We start from the raw sequence: 21,730 nt of genomic DNA, 5'->3' as shown, positions 1-21,730 counted from the left end.
CGCAGTCTCTGTCACGCTCCGACTTTACGTCGCCGCCCGCGCGGGGCGGCTCGGCCCGCCCGGCAGGAGTGATCGACGGATCAGCCACCCGCCGGTGCGGTGATGGTCCCGTCGGCGGCGATCTTCGCCCCCGTGGTCGGGAAGTCCTGCTTCGTCAGGTTGGACACGAACGGGATCGCCTGTTTCTTCGGGTCGGGCTGTGGCAGGCCGGGCGCAACCATGTACGTCGCCGTCAGCGAGCCGCTCTTGTACGAGCCGTCGCCACCGAGCGTCACCTTGAGCACCCCGCCGATGCCGACGACGCCGTTGTAGCTCAGCGCCCGGTATCCGGCGAAGTTGCCGAGGCTGTACGCGATCAGCCGGCCCTTGTAGAACTCCATCGCCCGCATCACGTGCGGCCCGTGCCCGACGACCAGGTCGGCCCCGGCGTCGATGACCTTGTGCGCGAACGCGATCGTGTCGCACCGGTTCTCCCCGAGGAAGAACTCCGTGCCGGGCTTGGTGTGCGTCTTGTCGGAGCCCTCGGCGCCCTGGTGCACCTGCACGACGACCAGGTCGGCCTTGGTCGCGGCCTCCTTGATGATGGTCTCCGCCGCGTCGAGGTCGCTGCACAGGTTGGACCACTTGTACGAGGCGAACCCCACGACCGCGATCTTCACGCCCTTGGCCTCGCCGACCGAGATCATCCCGGGCCAGCCGGTGTACTTGATCCCGGCGCCGTCGAGCGCCTTCTGCGAGTTCTTGTACCCGACCTCGCCGAAGTCGTACGCGTGGTTGTTCGCCATGGTCATCATGTGGAACCCGGCGTCCTTGAGGTTGCTCACGTATCCCGGCGGGGTCCGGAACGCGAAGCACGTCTTGCCCGCGGACTCCGCGGAGCACTTGCCGACACCGGTGTCGTCGGTCAGCACCTGCTCCAGGTTGCCCATCTGGAAGTCCGCCGCGAGGAAGCTCTTGACCGGGTCGAAGAACCCCTTGCCGTTGTTCGGCGGCAGCCCGCCGGGCGCCATACCCATCACGATGTCACCGGTGGCGGTCATCGTGATGCCCTCGGCCGGTCCGGCCGCGGCCGGCGCGGAGGTGCCACCTGGCTTCGGCGCCTCGCTGCCCTGCTGCGCCGCCGGCGCGGAACTGGTGGCCGGCGCCGGGTCGTCACCGCTGAGGAACGTCGCCGCCCCCGCCGTCCCGGCACCGATGATGAGGGCTGCGAGCGCGCCCAGGATGATCGCCGTGCGGCGCCCACTCCCGTTCTTCGGCGACGGCGCCTCCCCGGGCAGCGGCAGTTTGCGCCGTCCGGCCCGCTCCTCGGGCTGATACGCCTGCGCCGCGAACAGGTCCTCCGGCCCCCGGGTCGCCCCTGGGTCCGGCGCCCGCGAGGCGCTGTAGACGGGCCCGCTCGTCTGCGCGCCGTAGACGGGCCCGCTGGCCTGCCCGGCGCCGAACGACGGACCGGCCGGCTGGCCGCCGTATCCCGGGCCGTCACCGTACGCGGGGCCCTCGCCATACGCCGGACCACTGACCGGCCCACCGGCGCCGAACATCGCCCCACCCGCCGCCGGCGCACCGTCGCGGAAGGTCCCCGTCGCAGGGGGCTGACCGTCGCGGAACGTCCCCGTGGCGCCGTCGCGGAAGGTCCCCGTCGCGCCGTCCCGGAACGTCCCGGTGGCCGGGCCGCCGTCCCGGAACGTGCCCGTCGCGGGCGGCTGACCATCGCGGAAGGTGCCCGTCGCAGAGGACTGACCGTCCCGGAACGTCCCTGTCGCGGGCGGCTGCGCGTCACGGAACGTGCCCGTCGCGGGCGGCTGGCCATCCCGGAAGGTCCCCGTCGCGGGCGGCTGACCGTCGCGGAACGTGCCCGTCGCGGGCGGCTGACCATCGCGGAAGGTCCCCGTCACGGGCGGCTGACCATCCCGGAACGTGCCCGTCGCAGAAGGCTGACCATCCCGGAAGGTCCCCGTCACGGGCGGCTGGCCGTCGCGGAACGTGCCGGTGGGCGGAGCGCCCGCGTCCCGGAAGGTGCCGGTCGCCTGAGGCCCGGTGTCGCGGGCGGAGCCGGTCGGCTCGGAATTCGGGCCGGGCACGGCCGCGGCGCCATAGGTGCCGCCGGCGGGCCTGGCGCTCCCACGGACCGGGCCGGCGCCCGCCCCACCGGTGTCGAACAGCGAGCCGGTCGGCGAGGCGCTCCCCCGGGCCTGGTGGCCGGCGTCGAACGAGGCCGGCGGCGAGGCCGAGCCCCGCGCCGGAGGCCCGCCGTCGTATCCGGGTGCCGCACCGCCGCGCGCCGGCGAGGCCGGGTCGAACAATGAACCGGTCGGCGACGCGCTCCCACGGACCGGAGCGGACCCCCCGAAGGTCGGACCGGGCGGCTGAGCCCCACGGGTGTCGGCGGGCGCCCATCCGCCGCGGTCGGCCTGCTGGCCGCCGTGGATGTCGCCGGAGGGCTGCCCCGCGCGGAAGTCGCCACCGCGCAGCTCGGCGCCCCGCGGATCGCCGGGCCGGGTGTCGCCGCTCCAGGCGGGCGGCCCGACGTCGTCACGACGGTCGTCACCGGTCCAGGCGGCCGTAGCGGGATCGGCGCCCCGCCCGTCCCCGCCCCACGCGGCGGCCCCGGGATCGGCGCCCCAGGCGGCCGTGCCGGGCTCCTGGCCCCGCCCGTCGCCCCAGGCCGCGGTCCGCGGGTCCGGCGCCCTGTCTCCGCGCCGATCAAGACCGCGGGGGTCAGCACCACGAGGGTCAGCGCCGTCCGGCCCGTAACCCTGGCCCGGCCCGGGCGGTTGATCGTGTGGAGGCTGATCGCGATCGTCCGGCCAACGGGACGGGTCGCTCGGCGGTCCGCCGTACACCGTCATGCGCTTCCCACCCCACCGGTCTTTCAGCTGTGGGGTCAAGTCGCCCCGCGGCGAACATATCGCACCCGCGCGACCTCGTGATGGTCCGGCTCCGATGCGTTACGGGTACCGTAGACAGGCACCGCGCCGCAGGTCGGCATGTATCGTGACCATCCTGCCCGACGCCCGGGACACGACCCCGTGTGCATAAACTGACGTTCGCGTGATTGCTCATGGCGAGTGACACGCCGACGGATTCGAGGTGGACGCGATGGACGAGGTACTGGCGCGCAGCGGCATTTTCCAGGGTGTCGAGCCCGAGGCTGCCGAATCCCTCGCCAAGGAGATGGAGACGATCGACGTCCGCAAGGGCGAGATCGTGTTCAGTGAGGGCGAGCCGGGCGACAGTCTGTACATCGTGCTGTCCGGCAAGATCAAGGTTGGTCGCCGGGCCGCCGATGGCCGGCAGAACCTGATCGCCGTGATGGGCCCGAGCGACATGGTCGGTGAGCTGTCGCTGTTCGACCCGGGTCCGCGGACCGCAACCGCCACGGCGGTGCTCGACACGCGGCTGGCGCGGTTGCGCAAACAGGCCCTGCGGCCGTGGCTGACCAACCGGCCGGAGATCGCCGAGCAGCTGCTGCGGGTCCTCGCGAGGAGGCTGCGGCGCACCAACGACGCCCTCGCCGACCTGATCTTCACCGACGTGCCCGGCCGGGTGGCCAAGACGCTGCTGCAGATGGCGGGCCGCTTCGGCACCCGTGACGGCGGCGTCCTGCGGGTCAACCACGACCTGACCCAGGAGGAGATGGCGCAGCTCGTCGGCGCCTCCCGCGAGACGGTCAACAAGGCCCTCGCGGACTTCGCCTCCCGCGGCTGGCTCCGCCTGGACGGCAAGAGCGTCATCATCATGGACCCGGAGCGCCTGGCCCGCCGCGCCCGCGTCTGAGCACCAAGCAGCGCAGACACCCCAAAAAGGCACGCCCGCCGCGTGCCTTTTTGTCTGCCACCAAAAAAGTCAGTCTTGACTGTTTGTTTTTCGGGCAGCACTCTCGGAAGGGTGAGAGCACCGCAACAGGAGCGCAGCCGCGCCACCCAGCAGCGCCTGCTGGAGGCGACCGTCGACTGCCTGGTGCTGCACGGCTGGTCGGGCGCGACCACCACGGTCATCGCCGAGCGCGCCGGAGTCTCCCGCGGCGCCCAGTTGCACCACTACCCCACGCGCGCCGCCCTGGTGCTCGCCGCCGTCACGCACCTCGCCGAGCGGCGCGCCGACGAGATCCGCACAGAGGCCGCCGCGCTGACCGGGGACCGCGACGAGCGCCTCGACCGGGTGCTCGACATCCTCGCGGCGGCGTTCACCGGGCCGCTGTTCGTGGCCGCCCTCGAGGTGTGGGTCGCCGCCCGCACCGACCCTGAGTTGCGCGACGCGCTCGTGCCCCTGGAGGCGAGGGTCGGCCGGGAGATGCACCGCCTGACGGTCGAGGTGCTCGGCGCCGACGAGCGCCGGCCGGGCGTCCGCGAGGCGGTCCAGGCCACCCTGGACCTGCTGCGCGGCCTCGGCGTGGCCAACCTGCTCACCGACGACAGCCACCGCCGCGGCCTGCTGCTCGCGGCGTGGAAGCTGCAGCTCACGACGATCCTGGGGACCTGACATGGTGACGTTGCGCGAGGTCCTGCACGACCTGAACGCAGAGTCCGAGTCGCTGGACCGGCTCGTGTCGGTCCTCGACGAGAAGGACTGGAGCCAGCCGACCCCCGCGAAGGGCTGGACGGTCGCCCACCAGATCGCCCACCTGCACTGGACGGACGGCGTGGCGACGCTCGCCGCGACCGACCCGGCGGAGTTCATCCGGCAGATGAGCGCGATCGAGGATCCGCACACGATGGTGGACCGCGCGGCGGCGGAGCACATCGCCCCGCCGCAGGAGTTGCTGCGCCGCTGGCGGGTCGGCCGGGAGGCGCTGGCCGAGGCATTGAGCGAGATGCCCAAGGACGAGAAGTTGCCGTGGTTCGGCACCGCGATGTCGCCGCTGTCCAGCGCGACGGGCCGGATGATGGAGACCTGGGCACACGGCCAGGACGTGGCCGAGACGTTCCCGGACCGCGCCGCCGCCCAGGAGCACCGCCGCCCCACGGACCGGCTGCGGCACGTGGCCAACCTCGGCTTCCGCACGATCGGGCACAGCTTCCTGAGCCATGGCAGGCCCGCTCCAAAGGCACCGTTCCGCGTCGAGTTGTCCACTGTGGATGGAAAGGTGTGGACGTTCGGCCCCGAGGACGCGCCGAACCGGGTCGTCGGCCCGGCCGAGGACTTCTGCCTGCTGGTCACCCAGCGCAGGAACCCGGCCGACCTCGCGCTGCAGGCCACCGGCGACGAGGCCCGGGAGTGGACGACCCTGGCCCAGGCGTTCGCCGGGCCGCCCGGAGGCAAGCGGGAGCCGGCGAAAGCGAAAGCGCAGTGATCCGCATCGGCAACGCCTCGGGGTTCTACGGCGACCGCGCGACCGCCTGGCAGGAGATGCTCGACGGCGGCCCGCTCGACGTGCTCACCGGCGACTACCTCGCCGAGCTGACCATGCTGATCCTGGCCAAGGACCGGATGAAGGACCCGGACACGGGCTACGCGAAGACGTTCCTGCGCCAGCTCGAACAGACCCTCGGCACCGCCCTCGACAAGGGCACGAAGCTCGTCACCAACGCGGGCGGTCTCAACCCGGCCGGCCTCAGAACGGCGATCGAGGCGCTCGCGGCGAGGCTGGGGCTCAGCGTCCGGGTCGGCCACGTCACGGCGAGCGACCCGAATGCCTACACCGGCGCCTCCGGCATCGCCGAGTGCCTCCGGGCCGGCGCGGACGTCGTGGTCACCGGCCGGGTCACCGACGCCTCGCTGGTCGTCGGCCCCGGCATTGCCCACTTCGGCTGGAGACCCGAGGACTACGACGCGCTCGCCGGCGCCACCGTGGCCGGGCACATCCTGGAGTGCGGCGCACAGGCCACCGGCGGCAACTACGCGTTCTTCACCGAGCTGCCCGACCTGGACCATCCCGGCTTCCCGATCGCCGAGCTGCACGAGGACGGCTCGTCCGTCATCACCAAGCACCCCGGCACCGGCGGCGCGGTCACCGTCGACACGGTCACCGCGCAACTGCTCTACGAGATCGGCGCCCCCAACTACCTGGGCCCGGACGTCACCACGCACTTCGACACGATCCGGCTCAGCCAGCCCGACAGGGACCGGGTCGAGGTGCGGGGCGTCAAGGGCAGCCCGCCGCCGGACACGCTGAAGGTCGGCACCCCGACGTTCGCCGGCTTCCGCAACAGCATGACCTTCGTCCTGTGTGGACTGCAGATCGAGGAGAAGGCCGCCCTCGTCGAGCGCCAACTGCGCAGAAGACTGCACCACGAGCTGGAGTTCACCCTCGCCAGGACCGACCACCCGGACTCCGACGACGAGCAACGGGCGAGCGCGCTGCTGGCCGTACACATCAAAAGCACCGATCAGAAACAGGCCGGCCGGGCGTTCTCGCAGGCGGCGGTCGAGCTGGCCCTGTCGTCCTATCCCGGCCTCACCCTGACCAGCCCGCCCGGCGACGCGACGCCCTTCGGGATTTTTCAAGCAGAGTTGGTGCCGCGCAGCGCCGTCCAGCAGGTAGCGGTCCTGCCGGACGGCACGACGGTGGAGGTCCGATGAGAGTGCCGCTGGGGACACTGTTCGGCGCCCGGTCGGGTGACAAGGGCGGCGACGCGAACATCGGCGTCTGGGCCCGCACCGACGAGGCCTACGCCTGGCTGCGGGAGACGCTGACCGAGGACCTCCTGAAGGGCCTGCTGCCGGAAGTCACCACCGTGGAGCGCTACGAGCTGCCCAACCTGCGCGCCCTCAACTTCGTGGTGCGCGGCATCCTCGGCGACGGCGTCGCCGCCAGCACCCGCTTCGACCCGCAGGGCAAGGCGCTCGGCGAATGGTTGCGCTCGCGGGTCGTCGACATCCCGGACGAACTGTTTCCAGCTCCCCCGGCTCCGCCGGCGGTTTCGTGGGGGGCTGCGCCACCCCACACCCCCCATGCTGCGCACCAGGACCTGTTTCCAGCTCCCCCGGCTCCGCCGGCGGTTTCGTGGGGGGCTGCGCCACCCCACACCCCCCATGCTGCGCACCAGGACCTGATGTGACGACCGACGACTTCGCGAAGCCCGAACTGCGGGACCTGGTGCGCAATTTCACCCGCCGGGAGATCGTGCCGCACCTCGCCGACTGGGAGCGGGCCGGCGCGGTGCCCAGAGACCTGCACCGCAGGGCCGCCGAGGTCGGACTGCTCGGCATCGGCTTCCCGGAGGAGGTCGGCGGCGAGGGCGGCGACCTGATCGACTCGATCGTGGTCACCGAGGAGATCATCCAGTCGGGTGGTTCGTCGGGGCTGATCGCGGCGCTGTTCACCCACGGCATCGCGCTGCCGCACATCGTCGCCGGCGGTGACCGGGACCTGATCGACCGGTTCGTGCGGCCGACGCTGCGCGGCGAGCTGATCGGCTGCCTGGCCGTCACCGAGCCGGACGGCGGATCCGACGTCGCCGGGATCCGCACCACCGCGACGGCCGACGGCGACCAGTACATCGTCAACGGCACGAAGCTCTTCATCACCAGCGGCGCCCGGGCCGACTTCGCGACCACCGCGGTGCGCACCGCGGACGGCCTCAAGCTGCTGGTGGTCCAGGGGTTCACCGTCACCAGGACCCTGGAGAAGATGGGCTGGCACTGTTCCGACACCGCCGAACTGTCCTTTGTGGACGTGCGGGTGCCGCGCAGCCACGAGGTGGGCGGCATCCACACGCTGCTGGCGCACTTCGCCGCCGAGCGGCTCTCGCTCGCCGTGCAGTGCTACGCCACCGCGCAGCGCTGCCTCGACCTGACCCTCGCCTGGGTCCGCGACCGGCACACGTTCGGCCGGCCCCTCGCCAGCCGGCAGCTGGTCAGGCACCGGCTCGCCGAGATGGCCCGGCAGGTCGACGTCGCCCGGACCTACGTGCGACACGCCGCGAGACGTGTCGCAAGCGGCGAGCTACTCGTTACGGAGGTGGCGATGGCGAAGAACACGGCGGTCGCGGCCTGCGACCACGTCGTCGACCAGGCCGTGCAGCTGCACGGTGGCCTCGGGTATCTGCGCGACGCCGAGGTCGAGCGCCACTACCGGGACGCTCGGATCATGGGTATCGGCGGCGGGACCACGGAGATCATGAACGAGATCATCGCGAAGCAGTTGGGGGTCTAGAGGCATGCCGATCCTGAACAGCGCCCTCGACCCGCGCGGGCCCGCCTACCTGGACAACCGGGAGGCGATGCTGGAGCGGCTGACCGAGCTGGACTCGGCGCTGCGACAGGCGCGCGGCGGCGGGGGCGAGAAGTACGTGACCCGCCATCACGCCCGCGGCAAACTGCTGCCCCGGGAGCGGATCGAGCTGCTGGTCGACCGCGACTCGCCGTTCCTGGAGATCTGCCCGGTCGCCGCGTGGGGCACCGACTACCCGGTCGGCGCGAGCGTCGTCACCGGCATCGGCATCGTCGAGGGCACGCCGTGCGTGATCGTGGCCAACGACCCGACGGTCCGCGGCGGCGCGGTCAACCCGTTCTCGCTGAAGAAGACCCAGCGGGCCGGTCAGATCGCCCGCGAGAACCGGCTGCCGATGATCAACCTGGTCGAGTCGGGCGGCGCGGACCTGCCGCAACAGGCGGAGATCTTCATTCCCGGCGGGGCGGCGTTCCGGGACCTGACCCGGCTGTCGGCGGCGGGCATCCCGACGATCGCGGTGGTCTTCGGCAACGCGACGGCCGGCGGCGCGTACGTGCCCGGCATGTCGGACTACACGATCTTCGTGCGGGACCGGGCCAAGGTGTTCCTCGCCGGCCCGCCGCTGGTGAAGATGGCCACCGGCGAGACGGTGGACGACGAGACCCTGGGCGGCGCGGCGATGCACGCCTCGAAGTCAGGGCTGGCGGACCACATCGCCGAGGACGAGCGGGACGCGCTCAGGCTCGCGCGCGGATGTGTCCGGAACTTCGGACGATCCGTCAAAGCCGGATACGGTCCCGAGCCCAAGTACGACGCCGACGACCTGCTGGGGATCCCGAGCGCCGACCTCAGGGTTCCGTTCGACCCGAGGGAGATCCTCGCCAGAGTCCTGGACAGCAGCGAGTTCGACGAGTTCAAGCCCGCCTACGGCCAGGCCCTGTGCACCGGCTGGGGCGCCATCCACGGCCACCGCATCGGGGTGCTCGCCAACACCCGCGGCGTGCTGTTCTCCGCGGAGGCACAGAAGGCGGCCCAGTTCATCCAGCTCGCCAACGCCGCCGGCACCCCGCTGCTGTTCCTGCAGAACACCACCGGATACATGGTGGGCAGCGAATACGAGCAGGGCGGCATCATCAAGCACGGCGCCCTGATGATCAACGCGGTCGCGAACTCCACGGTGCCGCACCTGACGGTCAACATCGGCGCGTCCTACGGCGCCGGCAACTACGGCATGTGCGGACGCGCCTTCGAGCCGCGGTTCCTGTTCACCTGGCCGAACGCCAAGTCGGCGGTGATGGGCCCGCAGCAGCTGGCCGGGGTGCTGTCGATCGTCGCCCGGCAGGCCGCGGAGGCCAAGGGGCACACCTACGACGAGGAGCAGGACCGCACCATGCGGTTCATGGTCGAGCACAAGGTCGAGCAGGAGTCGGCGGCGCTGTTCCTGTCCGGCCGGCTCTACGACGACGGCGTGATCGACCCCCGCGACACCCGCACCGTGCTGGGCATGTGCCTGGCGCTCGTCCGCTCAGGTGAACAGCACCCCAACTTCGGCGTCTTCCGCCTCTAAGCAAAGGAACAGCCGTGATTCGCAGGCTCCTTGTCGCCAACCGCGGCGAGATCGCCCGGCGGGTGTTCGCCACCTGCCGGGCGATGGGCGTCGAGACGGTCGCCGTCTACTCCGACTCCGACGCCGACGCGCCGCACGTCGCCGAGGCCGACTACGCGGTGCACCTGCCGGGCAACGCGCCGACCGCCACCTACCTGCGCGGCGACCTGCTCATCGCGGCCGCCCGCAAGTGCGGCGCCGACGCGGTGCACCCCGGCTACGGGTTCCTGTCGGAGAACGCCGACTTCGCCCGGGCGGTCATCGACGCCGGGCTCACCTGGGTCGGGCCGTCGCCGAAGGCGATCGCGATGATGGGCTCGAAGCTGGAGGCGAAGGCGCTGCTCGCGGACGTCGGCGTGCCGATGCTGCCGACCGCGGTCGAGCCCGAGCAGGTCGACACGTTCCCGGTGCTGGTGAAGGCCTCCGCCGGCGGTGGCGGCCGGGGCATGCGCATCGTGCGGGACCGGGAGTCCCTCGCCGAGGCGGTCGCGGCGGCGCGGCGCGAGGCCGCCTCGGCGTTCGGTGACGGGACGGTGTTCTGCGAGCGGTACGTCGAGCGGGCCCGCCACGTCGAGGTCCAGATCATGGCCGACTCGCACGGCAACGTCGTGACGCTCGGCGAGCGGGAGTGCTCGATCCAGCGGCGGCACCAGAAGATCGTCGAGGAGACGCCGTCGCCGGCGGTCGACCCGCAGCTGCGGGACCGGCTCTGCCAGGCGGCGATCGCGGCGGCCCGCGCGGTGTCCTACGTGGGCGCCGGCACGGTCGAGTTCCTCCTCGCGCCGTCGGGCGAGTTCTTCTTCCTGGAGATGAACACCCGGCTGCAGGTCGAGCACCCGGTCACGGAGTGCGTGGTCGGCGTCGACCTGGTGCGGCTCCAGCTGGTCGTCGCGGAGGGCGGTCCGCTGCCGTTCAACGGCCCGCCGCCGTTGCGCGGGCACGCGATCGAGGTCCGCCTGTACGCCGAGGACCCCGCCTACGCCTGGATGCCCTCGACGGGCACGCTGCACCGCTTCGACGTGCCGGGCGTCGCGCACGCGTTCGGCCCGCTGCCCGCGCCGGGCCTGCGCCTGGACTCCGGGGTCGCGGACGGCTCCGTGGTCGGCGTGCACTACGACCCGATGCTCGCGAAGCTCATCGCCTGGGCGCCGACCCGCGCCGAGGCGGCCCGGATGCTGTCCAACGCGCTCGCCCGCGCCCGCTTCCACGGCGTCACCACCAACCGGGATCTGCTGGTGCGGGTGCTGCGGCACTCGGCGTTCCTGTCCGGCGGGACCGACACCGGCTTCCTGGACCGGCACCCCGAGGTGTTCGCGCCGCTGCTGTCCTCCGTGGACGCGGTGCGGCTGTCGTGCCTGGCCGCCGCGCTGTCCGGCGCCGCCCGCCGGGCCAAGTCGGCGACCCTGCCGGGGCTGCCCTCCGGCTGGCGCAACGTGCCGAGTGCGCTGCAGACGGTGGTGTACGAGGGCCCGACCGGCACGATCGAGGTCGGCTACCGGCTGGACCGCTCCAACGACCTGGCGGCCTGGGCGGTGCGCCGCATCGACCCCGAGGACATCGGCCTGCCGGGCGCCGCGCTCGATCCGGCCGGCGCGCCCGACCACCCGCCGGCGCAGATCCTGTCCGCGACCGGCGACCAGGTGGTGCTCGACGTCGCCGGGGTCCGGCTGCAGTTCGCCGTGCACGAGGTCGGCCCGGTGTCCTTCGTGGACAGTTCCGAGGGCTCGGTGACCCTGACCGAGCTGCCCCGATACCCGCTGCCGGTCGCCGAGCAGCCGGAAGGCTCCCTGATCGCGCCGCTGCCCGGTGCGGTCGGGCGGGTCCTCGTCGTGCCCGGTCAGCGGGTCGCCGCCGGCGAGCTGCTGCTGACCGTGGAGGCCATGAAGCTCGAACACCCTGTCCACGCACCCACCGACGGGGTCATCAGCGACCTGCGGGTCACGGCCGGCTCGCAGGTCGAGTCGGGAGCCCTGCTGGCGGTGCTGACCCCCGCGTAGCCTCAGATTGGAGCCCACCCCTCATGGACTTCGACTACACATCGGAACAGCAGGACCTCCGCGACGCGGTGGCGAAGCTCGGCAAGCGCTACGGGCACGAATACTTCGTGCGCAAGGCCAAGGCCGGCGAGCACTCCGACGAGCTGTGGGACGAGGCGGCCAGGCTCGGCTACCTCGGCGTCAGCGTGCCGGAGGAGTTCGGCGGCGGCGGTGGCGGCATCACCGAGCTCGCGATCGTCTGCGAGGAGCTGGCCGCGGCCGGCGCGCCGTTGCTGCTGCTCGTCGTGTCGCCCGCGATCGCGGCGACGATCGTCAACCGGCACGGCACGGCGGCGCAGCGGGCCCGCTGGCTGCCCGGCTTCGCCGACGGCACGCGGAAGGTCTGCTTCGCCATCACCGAGCCCGACGCCGGCTCCAACTTCCACAAACTGTCCACAGTGGCCCGCCGGGACGGCGACGACTACGTCATCACCGGGCGCAAGGTGTACATCTCCGGCGTCGACGAGTGCTCGCAGGTCGTCGTGGTGGCCCGGATGGCCGACGAGCGCACCGGCAAGCTGAAGCCGGCGCTGTTCATGGTCCCGACCGACGCGCCCGGGCTGACACTGTCCAAACTGGACATGGAGATCGTGTCGCCGGAGAACCAGTTCCTGCTGTTCTTCGACGAGGTGCGCGTCCCGGCCACCAACCTGATCGGCGAGGACCCGGAGGCCGGCCTGCCGGCGCTGTTCTCCGGCCTGAACCCGGAGCGGATCACGGTCGCCGCGATGGCGTGCGGGACCGCCCGGTATGCCCTGGAACGGGCCTCGACCTACACCGCGACCCGCTCGGTGTGGGGCCGGCCGATCGGCAGCCACCAGGGCGTCGCGCACCCCATGGCGCACGCGCACATCCAGGTGGAGCTGGCCCGGCTGATGGTGGCGAAGGCGGCGGCCCTCTACGACGCCGGCCGGGACCTGGAGGCCGGCGTCAACGCGAACATGGCGAAGTACGCGTCGGCGGAGGCGTCGGCGCTCGCCGTGGACACCGCGATCCAGGCGCACGGCGGCAACGGCATGACCACCGAGTACGGCGTGGCGACGCTGCTCGGCGCCACGCGGGCCGGCCGCATCGCGCCGGTCTCGCGCGAGATGATCCTCAACTTCGTCGCCCAGCACCTGATGGGGCAGGAGAAGTCTTACTGACGTGCAGCTGCTGGCCGGTGAACGTGCTCGGCGGGTTCCCGGCCAGGCAGCGGAAGACGGTGGGACCGGCCTGCTGCTCGGACAGCGCCGGCAGGAGCGCGTCGACCCTCCAGTTCACCGTCCGCAGGTCCAGCAGCAGCAGGGTCTTGAAACTGCACACCTCGTCGACCGGGCTGTCCTTGCCGGTCTTCACCTGGCTGCCCTTGGCCAGGTCGCCGTAGGCGAACACCTCCCAGGTGTGCACGCCGGCACACGGGACCGCCTGCTTGTCCGCGTCGAGGCACTCCACCGTCGGCGAGCAGCGGGCCAGCTTCGTCACGGTCGGCGGGCACGCGACCGCGCCGGCGGCCTGGCTCTGTGCGGAGGTCGGCGCGGTCGACGGGCTCTTCGTCGGCCCGGGGCCGGGTCCGGCGTTGAGGTTGTACGCGATGCCGGCGCCGGCGAGCCCGACGACGAGCAGCACCACCGCGGCGACGATGAGCATGAACTTGCGGGCGCCGGGCGGGCGCTGCGGCGTGTCGAGGATCACGCCGTCGACGGGCGGACCGACCGGCGGCGGGCCGCCGCCCAGCCAGGGGGCCTCCACCGCGTGCTGGACGGTCTGCTCGGGATCCGCCGACGCCTCGCCGGCCATGAACGGCGAGGCGAGGATGCGGTCCGGCGCCACCGGAGGAGTCTGTGCCGCCTTCGGGAGCGGGACCGGCGCGACCGGCGGCGGCGCGACCACCGGGGGCGGCGGCTCCAGCCGCAGGCCGATCAGCAGGTCGCGGAGCTCGATCGCGCTCGGCCGGTCGGCCTCCTCGTTGGCCATGCCGGCCCGCAGGACCGCCATCAGGTTCTCGGGGCAGCCGGGCAGGTCGGGGATCCGCTCATTGAACATGTCGACCAGCGACAGCAGGCTCGGCGCCTGGTCGTCCCGCCAGCGCGGCGGGCGGCCCCGCATGAGCGCATACAACGTGGCGCACAACGCATACACGTCCGCGGCGGCCGCCGGCGGTGACTGCCGGAACGTCTCGGGCGGCGCGTAGGCCGGGGTGAGCGTGTCGAGCGTCATGGACTCGTCCCGCCATTCGGCGAGGATGGCCAGGCCGAAGTCGGCGAGGGCCGGCTCACCGAACCGGCTGAACAGGATGTTGGCCGGCTTCACGTCGCGGTGCAGCACCCCGAGCGCGTGGGCGTCGGCGAGCGCGTCGGCGATCTTGAAGCCGACGTCGCGGGCCTCGGCCGCGGTGAGCGGCGTGTCCTTCATGCGCTCCGCGTAGGACCCGTCGCAGAGCTCCATGATCAGGTACGGGTGGCCGAGCTCGGTCACGCCGGCGTCGAACAGGTCGACCACGTGCGGGTGGCTGGACATCCGCCCGGCGGCGCGGGCCTCGCGCAGGAAGCGGCGGCGGTCCCGGTCGGTCTCCAGGGTGCGGTTCTCCACCTTGACCGCGACCTCGCGGCCGACCGATTCCTGGGTGGCCCGGTAGACGGTCGCGTACCCGCCACGCGCAAAGACGGACAACCCGGTCATCCCGGGCACCGTCGGCAAGGGGGCGGCTGCGGTCACGGCTAGAACGGTACGACAGCCACCGGATATTCGCCGTCACGCATCGGCCACAACGCCCGCCGTCGTCAGTGCCGCGGTGACGACCGCGGCCTCGTCGCACTGGCCGTTGGCCTCGAGCGCCTCGGCGAGAACCCGCGCCGCGTAGACCCGGCTGCGGACGTCCTCCCCGGCGAGGGTCTGCGCCTGCCGGGCCCAGTCGAGTGCCTCGACCTGCCGGCCGGCGGCGAGCAGCGCGCCGGCGTAGGCCGCGACCGCGTGCCGGCGGGAGAACATCACCGACGGACCCGGTCGCTCCGCCGCCACGCAGCCGAGCACCTCCAGGGCCGCCGCCAGGTCCCCCTGCGCCTGGCGGGCCAGGCCGAACAGGACCCGCGGCGCGACCTTCGCCGCCTCCAGGACGTCGTGGGTCTCCACGACCTGGAGCACCGCGCGGGCGTCGTCCTCGGCCGCCACGGCGTCGCCGCGGTCCAGGCTGACGAACCCGCGCATGGTCCGCGACATGCCGATCAGCAGCGGGTGGCCGGTCTTCTCGCCGTATTCGGTGGCGTCGGTGAGCAGGTCGTAGGCGTGTGCGGGCTCGGCCAGCTCCCGCGCGACCACCCCGCGGACCACGAGCGCCAGCCCGCGCCCCCAGTCGTCACCGGCGGCGGCGAAGTCCCGGTAGGCCCGGCGCGCCTCCCGGTCCGCGTCGGCCAGGTCGCCGCTCTCCGCGGCCGCGAACGCCTCGACCGCGCGCAGCGTGCCGACCGCCCACGCGTCGCCGACCCGCTCACCGAACGGCAGGAACGCCTTGGCGAGGCGCCGGGCCTCGCCGAGACGCCCGGCGAGCAGGCGCACGAAGGCGGTGGTGCCGCGCAGCCAGGCCCGGCCGACAGGGTCGCCGAGCTCGGCGAAGCGGCGGGCGGCCCGGCCGAGGGCCGCGTCGGCGCCGGCGAAGTCACCTCGGGTCGTGGTGACCCAGGCCAGGTGCTGCAACGACCACGCCTGCGCCCGCCGGTCCCCGGCGCTGACCGCGATCTGGAAGGACTCGGCGAAGCGCCCGCCGGCCTCGGCGAGGCGCCCTTCGAGGAAGTCGGCCATGCCGAGCCGGCGCATCGCGTCGCCGCGCTCGTAGGTGAGACGGGACTCGGTCGCCGCGTCGAGGGCGTCATTCAGGATCTGGTAGCTGCGGCGCTGGTCACCGGTGGCGCGGTAGGCGCGGCCGGCGACGAGGAGCGCGCCGACCCGCACCGCCGGGTCGTCGGGCGCGTTGGCCGTCACCTTCTCGGCGTTGGCGAGGGCCTCCGGCACCTGGCCGAGTTGCAGCAGCGCCCGCGCGTGGACGAGCCGGTCGGCGGGCGGCACGACGCCGCCGCCGAGCACCGCGGCCCGGTCGGCGGCCTGCGCGGCCTGGGCGGGCTCGCCGGTCGCGAGGGCTTCCCGGGCGGCCCGGCCGAGCGCCTGCACGCCGAGCGGCGCGGCGGAGCGGGCCAGGGAGTCGGGGCGCAACCCGACGACGTCGGCAAGCCGCGAGGCCCGCTCGGCGTGCTCGGCGATGAACGCGTCGGCGGCGCCGGCGGTCATGTTGATGCCGGTGACGGTGCCGGCCACGTTGCCGGCGCTCAGGTGGGCGGCCATCGCCGCGGCCGCCCAGCGGGACAGCGCCGCGTGCCGTTCGGCGAGGTCGGCCTTGCCGATGCCGGCATACGCGGCCTCCCGCAGCAGCGGCGTGGCGAACGCGAACCCGCCCCTGGCGCGCCGCAGCATGCGCCGCTGGAGCAGCTCCTCGACGGCGCGTTCGAGCTCGACCGCGGCGACGACGGCCGGCCGGGCCGGCTGCCCGGGCGGGTTGAACCGCAGCGCCTCGAGGGCCCGGCCGGGCACGGTGTCGCCGATGACGGCCGCGTCGCGCAGCACGGCCCTGGTGTCGGCGGGCAGCGCGTCGATGCGGGCGGCGAGGACAGCGGCCAGGTCGCGGGACAGCAGCCGGCCGCCGAGGGACCCCGGGGTGAGCCGCCAGCCGGTCGGGTCGCTGCCGGGCACGGTGCTCAGCGCGCCCCGCTCCTGCAGCAGCGTGACCAGCTCGGCCAGGTAGAACGGGTTGCCCTGGGCCGTGGCGAGGAGCCGGTCCTCGTCGGGCGCGGCGAGCCGCCCGCCGCCGAGATACGCGGTGAGCAGCCGGGCCGCGTCGGCGCCGCGCAGCGGCGGGATCGGCACCAGCTCGGCGTCGGGGACGCGGGTGAGGACACCCGCCGAGCGGACCAGCTCGGGCCGGCCGAGCAGCACGATGAGGACCGGGCCGGTGATCCGCTCGATGGCGGCGCCCAGCGCGTCGACGGTCTCGGCAGTGGCGTCGTGCAGGTCGTCGACGATGACGACCAGGGGCGTCTCGGCGGCCATGCCGGACAGCAGCTCCGCGACCGCGTTGGGCACGGCGTGCAGGTCGAGCTCGTCGGCCTTGGCACCCGGCGCGACCCAGGACGCCTCGGCGAACGAGCCGGAGTAGCCGATCAGGCTCAGCAGCAGGTCGGTGGCGAAGCGGGGCGGCTCGGGCCGGCCGCGGGCGGCGCGGGCCAGCCGCTGGGCCAGCCGGCGCAGCCGCTCCTCGACCGCCTCACGGGTGAGGTTGGTGGCGTCCGGCGGCAGGCCGATCGCGGCCCGGACCAGGTCGGCGAGGGGGGCCAGCCGGCGGCGTTCGCCGAACGCGGCGCAGTGCACCGAGAGCACCCGGGCGCCGCCGCCGGAGGCGAACCCGGCGCTGGGCGTGTAGCCGGCGCTGCCGAGGTAGCCGGCGGCGAAGCGCTCGATCTCGCCGGCCAGCCGGGACTTGCCCAGCCCGGCCTCACCGGTGAAGACCAGGACCCGGGTCTCCTGCCGGTCGGCGATCTCGGCGAGCCGGCCGGAGACGCGGGCCAGCTCCGCCTCGCGGCCGACGAACGGGGCCTCGTCGCCGAGGCCGGAGCGGGTGCCGGGGGCGTCGAGGAGGCCGAGCAGTTCGAACGCCTCGACCGGCTCCCGCTTGCCCTTGAGGCGCAGCGGCCGCAGCGCGCGCCAGGAGGCAAGTCGCCGGGTGGTGGCGGAGGTGCGGTCACCCGCGTAGATGGCGCCGATCGCGGCGGCGTCGGCGAGGCGGGCGGCGGTGTTCACGGTGTCGCCGATGACCGTGTATTCGATGCCGGCCTGGACGCCCGCGACGACCGTGCCGGTGTTGAGCCCGATGCGCAGCCCGAGGGGGGCGCCGCCGCCGCGCTCGTCGTCGAGCACCCGGCGCACCGCCCGCTGCATGGACAGCGCCGCGCGGACGGCCCGCTCGGCGTCGTCCTCGTGCGCGACCGGGGCGCCGAAGACGGCCATGATGCCGTCGCCGGTGAGCTTGTCGACGTGACCACCGAAGGTCTTGACCGCGCCGGCGAGCGCGGCGAGCACCCGGTCGGTGACGGCACCGACCCGCTCGGGATCGAGGTCCTCCGACCAGGCGGTGAAGTCGGACAGGTCGCCGAAGAGCACCGTCACGATCCGCCGCTCGGCGGCCGGGAGGGTGGCGGCGGCCGGCAGCGCCGAGCCGCAATGGTGGCAGAACCGCGCACCGGGAACGGCCACGGTCCCACACACCGAACACGTCACGTTGCGTCCAACCCTAAGTGGGGTGGTTGTGATTCCCGCCTCAGGTAGGCAAGTTGCGCGCGCACCGACCACTCGGCGGCGGGCCACAGGCTCCGGTCGACGTCGGCGTAGACCCGGGCGACCACCTCGGCGGGCTCTTCGGCGCCCGCGGCCAGGGCCTCGCGGACCTGTTGCAGCCGCGCCACGCGGTGCTGGCGGTAGAAGCGGGCGGCCACGGCGGTGTCCGTGAGCGCCGGGCCGTGACCGGGCAGGGCGGGCACGCCCTCGAAGCCGGCGAGCCGGTCCAGGCTGTGCAGGTAGTCGCCGAGGTCGCCGTCGGGCCAGGCGACGATCGTGGTGCCGCGACCGAGGATGGTGTCGCCGGTCAGGACCAGCCGCTGGTCGCCGTGCCGGGCGGCGAAACATACGGAGTCGGCGGTGTGACCGGGCGTGATGACCGGTTCGATCAGCACTCCGTCCACGTCGAGCGTCGCGTGTACGGGTGGCTGGTGCACCGGCGCGCCCGTGAGCTCGGCGAGCCGGGGCACACCTTCGGTGTGGTCCTCGTGGCCGTGCGTGAGGATGATCGCCGCGATCGGGGCGTGCCCGGCGACCGCCCGCAGGTGGCCTTCGTCCAGCGGGCCCGGGTCGACGACCACACAGCCGCCACCCGGCGCCCGCAGGAGCCAGGTGTTGGTGCCGTCGAGCGTCATCGGGCCCGGGTTGGGCGCGCGGACCAGCGTCACCCAGTCGGGCAACGACGTGAGGACCTCGGCGGTCGGGGCGGTGACGTGGCTTACCACGAAGTGATCGTACGGCGGGCCGCTTCGCTCGACACGTCACCCGACCGGCCAGGGACCGCGTCCTGTGCGCCGGCCGGGCGACCGCGTCAGGCGACCTCGAAGATCGCCTCGACCTCGACGGGGGTGTTCAGCGGCAGGACGGAGACGCCGACGGCGCTGCGGGCGTGCTTGCCGGCCTCGCCGAAGACCTCACCGAAGAGCTCGCTGGCGCCGTTGACGACGCCCGGCTGGCCGGTGAAGCCCGGCGCCGAAGCGACGAACCCGACGATCTTGACCACCTGCACGACCTTGTCCAGGCCGACCAGGGCGTGCACGGCCCCGAGGGCGTTGAGCCCGGCCTGCCGGGCGAGGTCCTTGGCCTGCTCCGCGGTGACGTCCTCGCCGACCAGGCCCGCGGCGGGCAGCTTGCCGTCGATCATCGGCAGCTGGCCGGAGACATACACGTAGTTACCGGTCCGCAGGGCCGGCACGTAGGCGGCCACCGGCGGCACGACCGGGGGGATCGTCAGCCCGAGCTCCTCCAGCCGGGCGAACACCTCACTACCCATGTCAGCCGGCCTTCGGCCGCTTGAAGTAGGCGACGAGATTCTCCGGGTTGAGGCCGGGCACGATCGCCACCAGCTCCCAGCCGTCGTCACCGAAGTTGTCCAGGATCATCTTGGTGTTGTGGACCAGCAGCGGCGCGGTCAGGTACTCCCATTTCTGCATGACGCGAGCCTATCGGTCGCCTGGTGCACACCGACCGAATCGGGTCCCCCAATGCGTGCGTGCTGCGGCTACCCTAAGGGCCGCGCCGCACGGGTCCCGGGAGCCGGACCGCCGGCGGACCGGCCGTCGCACACGAGGTGGAGACATGACACAACCGCCCCAGTACCCAGGGCAGCCCGAATATCAGGGCCAGCCGGGTGACCCTTACGCCGCGCCGGGACAGCCACCACAGGCACCTCCGGGGCAGGGCTGGCCGCCCGCGCCGGCGGTGCAGGACCCGTTCGCGCCGCCCACCTCGGCCCCGCCGACGTCCGGCCAGCCGTATGCGGTGCCGGTCCAGCCGCCGTTCCCGCAGCAGGCGGGGTACCCCCAGCAGCAGCCCGACCCGACGCAGTACGGGCAGCAGCCGCAGTACGGGCAGCCCGACCCCAACCAGTACCCGCAGCAAGGCTACCCGCAGCAGTACCCGCCGACCGGCGCGTTCCCGACCGGGCCGCAGCCGACCGGGCAGTTCCCGACGGGTCCGCTGCAGCAGCAGCCGACCAGCGGCTTCCCGGGCCAGCCGACCAGCGGGTTCCCCGGCCAGCCGACCACCGGCTTCCCGGCTCAGCCGACGAGTGGTTTCCCGGGTCAGCCCACCACCGGGTTCCCGGCCGACCCGTATGCGGCCGGCTACCAGCCCGGCTACCAGCAGCCGCAGCCGCCGAAGAAGCGCGGTCTGATGATCACGCTGATCGTGCTGGCGGTGGTGCTGGTCCTGTGCGGTGGCGGCGGCGCGGCCGCGTATTTCGTCACCCAGAACAACCAGGGCAAGGGGCAGACGACCGCGCTCGACGCGGTCAACGGCTTCCTCAAGGCCGTCTACAAGGACAAGAACACCACCGAGGCGCTCAAGTACGTGTGCGCCAGCTCGCGGAACAAGGACAAGCTCGCGGCCCGGGTCGAGGAGATCAAGAAGTACGACGCCGGCCTGAGCAGCCCCACCTATACCTGGCCGGCGCCGGCGGAGGAGAAGAAGGACACCTCCTCGGCGACGTTCCTCGTGCAGATCAAGGTCGCCACGAGTGACGAGAAGGTCGCGGAGACGAAGTACAAGTTCCTCGCGACGAAGGACAACGGCTGGTGGGTGTGCGAGATCACTGCCGCGTAGTCATGGACGGCGCCCTGTAGCGTCGAGGAGTGACAACGCGCGAGTCTCAGGACGGGCGGACCGGCTACGGCTGGCCCGCCCGTCTTCATGTGGTCACGGGCAAGGGCGGCACCGGCAAGACCACGGTCGCCGGGGCCCTCGCGCTGGCGCTGGCCCGCGACGGCCGGCGCACGCTGCTCATCGAGGTCGAGGCCCGCCAGGGCATCGCGCAGCTGTTCGACCGTGACCCGCTGCCCTACCAGGAGCTGCGGATCGCGGCGGCGAGCGGCGGCGGCGAGGTCCGCGCGCTCGCCGTCGACGCCGAAGAGGCGCTGCTGGAATACCTGGAGATGTTCTACCGCCTCGGCGTGGCCGGCCGGGCGCTGCGCAAGGTCGGCGCGGTCGACTTCGCCACGACGGTCGCGCCGGGACTGCGCGACGTGCTGCTGACCGGCAAGATCAAGGAGGCGGTGACGCGCACCGTCGACGGCCGCCGGGTCTACGACGCGGTCGTGCTCGACGCGCCGCCGACCGGCCGGATCGGCCGGTTCCTCAACGTCACGGCCGAGACCGCCCGCCTGGCGAAGGTCGGCCCGATCAAGACGCAGAGCGAGGGCGTGGCGGCGATCCTGCGCTCGCCGATGACCGCGGTGCACGTGGTCACCCTCCTGGAGGAAATGCCGGTCCAGGAGACCGCGGACGCGATCGACGAGCTCACCAGGCTGGGCATCCCGATCGGGACGGTGATCGTCAACGCGACCCGGCCGCCGATGCTGGCCGGCGCCAAGGTGACCCAGGCGGACCTGCGCCGCGGCCTGACCGCGGCGGGGGTCGCCGCCGACAAGGAGACCCTCGCCGGCCTGGCCGGCGAGGCGAAGGCATACCAGACCAGGGTCGCCGCGGAGGCATCGCTGCGGGCCGACCTGCAGGGTCTCGGCCGGCCGGTGGTGGAGCTGCCGGTCCTGCCGGGCGGCGTCACCACCCGGTCGCTGGAGTCGCTCGGTGATCTGTTGCTCACCTCGGCTTGAGCGAGCACCGAGCGGATACGCTCGC

The 21,730-nt window shown here is 73.1% G+C and carries 15 protein-coding genes and 1 pseudogene; 10 read left to right on the top strand and 6 right to left on the bottom strand.

What is annotated here, in order from left to right; genetic code table 11:
• Positions 1-80: 80 nt before the first annotated feature.
• Positions 81-1,277 carry a CapA family protein gene (locus ACFPIJ_RS05350; protein WP_380113653.1) on the bottom strand — a complete coding sequence of 399 codons (1,197 nt, stop codon included), beginning with the start codon at positions 1,275-1,277 and terminating at the stop codon, positions 81-83.
• A gap of 1,822 nt (positions 1,278-3,099) precedes the next feature.
• Between ACFPIJ_RS05350 and ACFPIJ_RS05345 the strand changes: the two genes are divergently transcribed.
• The 8 genes and pseudogenes from ACFPIJ_RS05345 (at position 3,100) to ACFPIJ_RS05310 (ending at position 12,903) form a co-directional block, all read left to right on the top strand.
• On the top strand, positions 3,100-3,777 hold the full coding sequence (locus ACFPIJ_RS05345; RefSeq protein WP_033363643.1) for a Crp/Fnr family transcriptional regulator: 678 nt from the start codon (positions 3,100-3,102) through the stop codon (positions 3,775-3,777).
• Positions 3,778-3,888: 111 nt separating this feature from the next.
• Positions 3,889-4,482 (top strand): TetR/AcrR family transcriptional regulator, encoded by a 594-nt coding sequence (locus tag ACFPIJ_RS05340; protein WP_380113480.1) that lies wholly within the window; start codon positions 3,889-3,891, stop codon positions 4,480-4,482.
• A gap of 1 nt (position 4,483) precedes the next feature.
• Entirely contained in the window at positions 4,484-5,293 is an 810-nt protein-coding gene (locus ACFPIJ_RS05335; protein ID WP_380113479.1) for a TIGR03084 family metal-binding protein, read from the top strand.
• Positions 5,290-6,824, top strand: a pseudogene (locus ACFPIJ_RS05330) (acyclic terpene utilization AtuA family protein); the annotation flags it as partial. The gene ACFPIJ_RS05335 and the pseudogene ACFPIJ_RS05330, both read left to right, overlap by 4 nt.
• Positions 6,825-6,997: 173 nt before the next feature.
• Entirely contained in the window at positions 6,998-8,098 is a 1,101-nt protein-coding gene (locus ACFPIJ_RS05325; protein WP_380113478.1) for an acyl-CoA dehydrogenase family protein, read from the top strand.
• Positions 8,099-8,102: 4 nt separating this feature from the next.
• The gene (locus ACFPIJ_RS05320; RefSeq protein WP_380113477.1) at positions 8,103-9,683 is read left to right on the top strand and encodes an acyl-CoA carboxylase subunit beta; all 1,581 of its coding nucleotides are present in this window, start codon (positions 8,103-8,105) and stop codon (positions 9,681-9,683) included.
• Between the two features lie 14 nt (positions 9,684-9,697).
• Positions 9,698-11,719: an ATP-binding protein gene (locus tag ACFPIJ_RS05315; RefSeq protein ID WP_380113476.1), complete on the top strand. Its 2,022-nt coding sequence runs from the start codon at positions 9,698-9,700 to the stop codon at positions 11,717-11,719.
• A 23-nt stretch (positions 11,720-11,742) separates the two neighbouring features.
• A complete protein-coding gene (locus ACFPIJ_RS05310) occupies positions 11,743-12,903 on the top strand; it encodes an acyl-CoA dehydrogenase family protein (RefSeq protein ID WP_380113475.1) in 1,161 nt (386 codons plus the stop codon).
• On the opposite strand, the gene ACFPIJ_RS05305 is transcribed toward ACFPIJ_RS05310, so the two are convergent.
• The 5 genes from ACFPIJ_RS05305 to ACFPIJ_RS05285 all read right to left on the bottom strand — a co-directional run bounded on the left by ACFPIJ_RS05305 (position 12,857) and on the right by ACFPIJ_RS05285 (position 19,548).
• Positions 12,857-14,455: a serine/threonine-protein kinase gene (locus ACFPIJ_RS05305; protein ID WP_380113473.1), complete on the bottom strand. Its 1,599-nt coding sequence runs from the start codon at positions 14,453-14,455 to the stop codon at positions 12,857-12,859. The two genes, ACFPIJ_RS05310 and ACFPIJ_RS05305, sit on opposite strands and share 47 nt — an antisense overlap.
• A 36-nt stretch (positions 14,456-14,491) precedes the next feature.
• Positions 14,492-18,058: an adenylate/guanylate cyclase domain-containing protein gene (locus tag ACFPIJ_RS05300; RefSeq protein WP_380113472.1), complete on the bottom strand. Its 3,567-nt coding sequence runs from the start codon at positions 18,056-18,058 to the stop codon at positions 14,492-14,494.
• On the bottom strand, positions 18,055-18,840 hold the full coding sequence (locus tag ACFPIJ_RS05295) for an MBL fold metallo-hydrolase (protein WP_380113471.1): 786 nt from the start codon (positions 18,838-18,840) through the stop codon (positions 18,055-18,057). Before ACFPIJ_RS05295 ends, ACFPIJ_RS05300 begins: the two co-directional genes overlap by 4 nt.
• A gap of 86 nt (positions 18,841-18,926) precedes the next feature.
• A complete protein-coding gene (locus tag ACFPIJ_RS05290; RefSeq protein WP_380113470.1) occupies positions 18,927-19,388 on the bottom strand; it encodes a RidA family protein in 462 nt (153 codons plus the stop codon).
• A gap of 1 nt (position 19,389) precedes the next feature.
• The gene (locus ACFPIJ_RS05285; protein WP_380113469.1) at positions 19,390-19,548 is read right to left on the bottom strand and encodes a DUF4177 domain-containing protein; all 159 of its coding nucleotides are present in this window, start codon (positions 19,546-19,548) and stop codon (positions 19,390-19,392) included.
• A 145-nt stretch (positions 19,549-19,693) separates the two neighbouring features.
• On the opposite strand from ACFPIJ_RS05285, the gene ACFPIJ_RS05280 reads away from it, so the two are divergent.
• Together ACFPIJ_RS05280 and bagA are read left to right on the top strand one after the other, a co-directional pair.
• Complete coding sequence (locus ACFPIJ_RS05280) at positions 19,694-20,698, top strand: Rv0361 family membrane protein (protein ID WP_380113468.1); 1,005 nt, start codon at positions 19,694-19,696, stop codon at positions 20,696-20,698.
• A 29-nt stretch (positions 20,699-20,727) separates the two neighbouring features.
• Positions 20,728-21,705 carry an ATPase BagA gene (gene bagA, locus ACFPIJ_RS05275; protein ID WP_380113467.1) on the top strand — a complete coding sequence of 326 codons (978 nt, stop codon included), beginning with the start codon at positions 20,728-20,730 and terminating at the stop codon, positions 21,703-21,705.
• The last annotated feature ends 25 nt before the right edge of the window (positions 21,706-21,730 follow it).

This window comes from Dactylosporangium cerinum, assembly GCF_042653625.1.
Taxonomy (GTDB): domain Bacteria; phylum Actinomycetota; class Actinomycetes; order Mycobacteriales; family Micromonosporaceae; genus Dactylosporangium; species Dactylosporangium cerinum.
The sequence above is the reverse complement of the archived record's forward strand: the minus strand, read 5'-3'. Positions and strand labels throughout refer to the sequence as shown.

Bases quoted from the DNA above. Each gene is read 5' to 3' on its own strand.
- ACFPIJ_RS05285 (WP_380113469.1), bottom strand. From the start codon at position 19,548: ATGCAGAAATGGGAGTACCTGACCGCGCCGCTGCTGGTCCACAACACC.
- ACFPIJ_RS05335 (WP_380113479.1), top strand. From the start codon at position 4,484: ATGGTGACGTTGCGCGAGGTCCTGCACGACCTGAACGCAGAGTCCGAG.
- ACFPIJ_RS05290 (WP_380113470.1), bottom strand. From the start codon at position 19,388: ATGGGTAGTGAGGTGTTCGCCCGGCTGGAGGAGCTCGGGCTGACGATC.
- ACFPIJ_RS05320 (WP_380113477.1), top strand. From the start codon at position 8,103: ATGCCGATCCTGAACAGCGCCCTCGACCCGCGCGGGCCCGCCTACCTG.
- ACFPIJ_RS05310 (WP_380113475.1), top strand. From the start codon at position 11,743: ATGGACTTCGACTACACATCGGAACAGCAGGACCTCCGCGACGCGGTG.
- ACFPIJ_RS05345 (WP_033363643.1), top strand. From the start codon at position 3,100: ATGGACGAGGTACTGGCGCGCAGCGGCATTTTCCAGGGTGTCGAGCCC.
- ACFPIJ_RS05280 (WP_380113468.1), top strand. From the start codon at position 19,694: ATGACACAACCGCCCCAGTACCCAGGGCAGCCCGAATATCAGGGCCAG.